At 58.8% G+C, this 3,594-nt stretch carries 2 protein-coding genes and 2 pseudogenes; 1 reads left to right on the top strand and 3 read right to left on the bottom strand.

Translation table 11 applies throughout. The annotated features are described in order from the left end of the window. The first annotated feature begins 118 nt into the window (after positions 1–118). Positions 119–634: a type VI secretion system lipoprotein TssJ gene (tssJ, locus tag F6X37_RS35380; protein ID WP_187614622.1), complete on the top strand. Its 516-nt coding sequence runs from the start codon at positions 119–121 to the stop codon at positions 632–634. Between the two features lie 868 nt (positions 635–1,502). Here the strand turns inward: tssJ and F6X37_RS35375 are convergent. From F6X37_RS35375 to F6X37_RS35365, 3 genes and pseudogenes are all read right to left on the bottom strand, one after another. Then, positions 1,503–1,922, bottom strand: a pseudogene (locus F6X37_RS35375) (IS3 family transposase); the annotation flags it as partial. Positions 1,923–2,181: 259 nt separating this feature from the next. Further along, a complete protein-coding gene (locus tag F6X37_RS35370) occupies positions 2,182–3,339 on the bottom strand; it encodes an IS110 family transposase (RefSeq protein WP_187614621.1) in 1,158 nt (385 codons plus the stop codon). 124 nt (positions 3,340–3,463) lie between these two features. Beyond that, a pseudogene (locus tag F6X37_RS35365) lies at positions 3,464–3,594 on the bottom strand (DDE-type integrase/transposase/recombinase); the annotation flags it as partial.

Below are 3,594 nucleotides of genomic sequence, written 5' to 3'. Positions count from 1 at the left end.
TGCTCAATCACTTTCTGGGGCGCTACGCGAGCCTTCATGTTTCCATGCAACTGGTACTGAGCATCGGTGGCAAGGAGACCGTCTATCCTCGCATCGACTTCGAGGGAGCACCTTTGTGATGAGTGTCCGGATTTTGCGGGGTGCGCTCGGCGTGGGCCTCGCGCTGGCCGTCTCGGCATGCGGGACCTGGCAGTCGGTGAAGGACGGCACCGTGGATGTCACACGCGCGGTGTTCAAGACGAAAGTCAAACAGATGAACCTCGTGGTGACGGCACGCGGCGCACTGAACGAGGATGTGCGTGGCGCGTCGCTTCCGGTTGTGCTGCGCATCTACCTGTTGAAGGACGACAAGCCTTTCGTAACAGCGACCTACGCGCAACTGCTCGCGGGCAACGAGGCGCTGAAGGCCGCGACGCTCTGGAGCCGGGACGTGACGCTGGGACCGGGGCAGACATTGAAGATCTCGGAGCCGATCGGCGACGCAGCGAACTACGTAGGCGTGGCGGCGTTCTTCCACAATACGGCCAACACCGAATGGTCCGTGCTCGTGCCGAAATCACAGTGGAAAAAGACCGATCCAGTGAGGCTGCTGGCAGTGGACCGCACACTGCAAATTGACGCGGAGCATCGATGAGGCTTCTGTACAGCTGGATGGTGGCCATTACCGGGTAGTCAGTTGCATGTGTAGAAGGTAGGACTTGGTTCGACAGACGATGTGAGGTCGTCGATCTCAGTGCGGCCGCTTTCGGTCACTCAACCTCAGTCCCTATATAGTTGTAGTGAAGCGGCGAATGTTTTTTTTGACTTTGTGAGAAATTCGGGGGAAGTATGCGTGACGAGTTGATGACCGAAGCGTTGTGTTGGGAACTCGAAAAGATGATCACGGTAGAGTACGCACGTGCAGTAAGGGCTACCGAGGACTGGGTTTTCTACTGTCCGCACGAGATCTGCCTAACGAACGTTCACACCCGAACGTGGAAAAATACATATTTCGCCGCTCGCCCCAGACACGTCAGCGGATGTCCGGATGAGGCGCCTTCGTCAGAGTCCTCCATAATTCCCGGTGCACCGAAGTGCAAACCTGTGCAAGTCAGGGAGAAGCCAATACCCAACCTGCTGGGGCCACAGCCTGCGCTAAAGCAAAAGTCCCGCGCCCCAACAAAAGAAGAACTCTTGCAGCTGTCCCGGGCGGTGCGACATATTCCAGCGCTATACCCGGGCACGCTGGAAGAAGTTGTTGACGCCTGGATCCGGATTGCGCCAAAAGAACGAGACCAACGAGCACTGACAATTGGCAATCAGGAACTGACCTACAAGAGTGCCTTTAGATTCCTTGGTGGGGCTTCTGACGACGTAAACTCGCTTGATCCCTACCGACAGATCATTTTCGGCGCCGCGACTGTAGAGAGATGGAAGCAGTGGATTCTAGTGAAAAGCAGAAAGAAGTTCTCGGCCGGAGAGGTGACCTTGCCCCTGTTTGGCGAATCCCTTAACCGAGGAAATTACGCAGCCTCGCCTTGCTGGGCTGCGAACCAGTTTTTCTCGAATGTCATGGGACTGACGTAGTCGAGTGTCGAGTGTAACCGGCGTGCATTGTAAAAGCCCAGCCAGTCGATCACCTCATCCATTGCGGCACGCCGCGTGGCGAAGTGCCGGCCATGCATGCGTGCTACCTTCAGCGAACCCCACAGACTTTCGGTCGGCGCGTTATCCCAGCAATCGCCGCGTCGGCTCATCGACGAACTCATGCCATAGGCCTTCAACGTGTCCTGGAACAGGCCGCTGCAATACTGGCTACCCCGGTCGCTGTGCACGATTACGCCGGCTTCCGGGTGGCGCCGGAACCACGCCATACGCAGTGCGTCTGTGACCAGCTCAGCCTTCATGTGCGGCTGCATCGACCAGCCCACCACCTGCCGGCTGATATGACTTCCCGTGTCAAGAGAGATCGGTTTTCGGTTTTTCAGGACGCTAAATTTCCTGAGGGCGACGTAGCAGTAAGTCTCGACGGTGGATCACCCTGATATACGCGGGTTGGTTACCGCATTACAGTGTTCCGCCCAATGAGCCTGCCGCTATCTGAAGCCGCAAATCGGATGACATCCGTTGCACAGCCGGGGCGCGGGTTGCTCGGGTGCCGGGCTACGCCGCCTTCAGGAAACTCCTTCGGATTGCTGTTCGTCAGTGGCCGGCAGGGTGAACCTGGTGTGTTGCCCCCTGTGCACCGCCCGGTACAGCCTGGGACATTGACAGTCGGCCAATGTCCCAGATGAATCCCGCGAGTTCACGGGCCACGGCAACCACAGCAATGTTCGCATTCTTGCCGCGCGCTGCCAGTTTGCGATATCGCCGGCACAGCCGCAGCTGTGCGTCCCAGGCGCGATCGATGATGGGCTTGGGTATGCCTTCTTGCCGGCGCTGGATATCTGTACTCACACGGGCGGGAAAGCGGTAGCTCCAGGCGGCTTCGACCAGCAGTTTGCGGGCGTAACTGTTGCCGGTTTTCGTAATGCTTCCCTGACGCCGCCGCTCCCCGGAGGAGTATTCAGAAGGTATGACGCCCAGCCATGCCATCAACTGGCGCGGATGCTCAAAGCGTGACAGGTCTCCAAGCTCCGATAGCATCCCGATCGCAGTGGTGAACTGTACGCCGCGCATGGCCTGAAGGCCCAGCACGGCCGGGTAGAACCGCCACTCGATCACGGCCTCGCGCAGGGCAGCCTCGATACGTTCACATTGCGTGAGCCTGTCCTCGATCGCGCGGCGGTGTTCGTCGAAGGCCACTTGCTGCCAGTGACTGGGAAACGAGAATGAACTGATCCATCGCCGGTGCGCCGGTCCCCAATTAGCAGTACCGGTATAACCTACACCGTGCGCGAGCAGGAATGACTTCAGTCTTTGCCGTGCCTGCCGCAGATCGGCTTTCGCGGCCGCCCATGCGCGGGCCAGATCCCGGAATGCTTCATCTTCAACGCCCGGCACATACACCGCGGAGAGGTCACCCGCGCGCAGTCCGCGCACCAGCTTGATCGCGTCACGCCGGTCTGTCTTGACGCGGTCACCGGGCTTTTTTGGAATCAGCGACGGCGCACACACCATGCAGTCGAATCCTTTCTGAACCAGCTCCCGGTAAAGCCCATAACCGCTTGGCCCGGCTTCGTAGACCACGCGCACCTGTCGTCCTTTGGACTGCAGACGTTTGCATAACCGGTCAATATCGGTCTTCGTCGTTCCGATCTTGCCCAGTTGCTCCACTTCACCCGTGCCCAGCGCATAGGCAACTGCGATCGAGTCCTTGTGAACGTCGAGCCCTACATACACTGTGCTATCGTTTTCCATTGCTGGCCTCCGTGACAGAAATCGCCGGGTGTGGCCCTGTCCACACCGTGCGGCTCTGGCAGTCATGCTAACCCGCGTTTGATTTCACACGTCAGGCCAGCCTTCCACCTCACGGGAAGTCATACTGACTGAACAGGTCGATGATGACCGCGAGGTACACCCACCCCTCGGCTGTCGCCAGATAGGTGATATCGCTCGTCCAGACCTGGTTCGGTGCAGTGGCGGTGAAATTGCGCTCCAGCAGATTCGGCGCCA

The organism is Paraburkholderia sp. 31.1, assembly GCF_014397645.1.
GTDB lineage: Bacteria > Pseudomonadota > Gammaproteobacteria > Burkholderiales > Burkholderiaceae > Paraburkholderia > Paraburkholderia tuberum.
The sequence above is the reverse complement of the archived record's forward strand: the minus strand, read 5'-3'. Positions and strand labels throughout refer to the sequence as shown.

Bases quoted from the DNA above. Each gene is read 5' to 3' on its own strand.
- tssJ (WP_187614622.1), top strand. From the start codon at position 119: ATGAGTGTCCGGATTTTGCGGGGTGCGCTCGGCGTGGGCCTCGCGCTG.
- F6X37_RS35370 (WP_187614621.1), bottom strand. From the start codon at position 3,339: ATGGAAAACGATAGCACAGTGTATGTAGGGCTCGACGTTCACAAGGAC.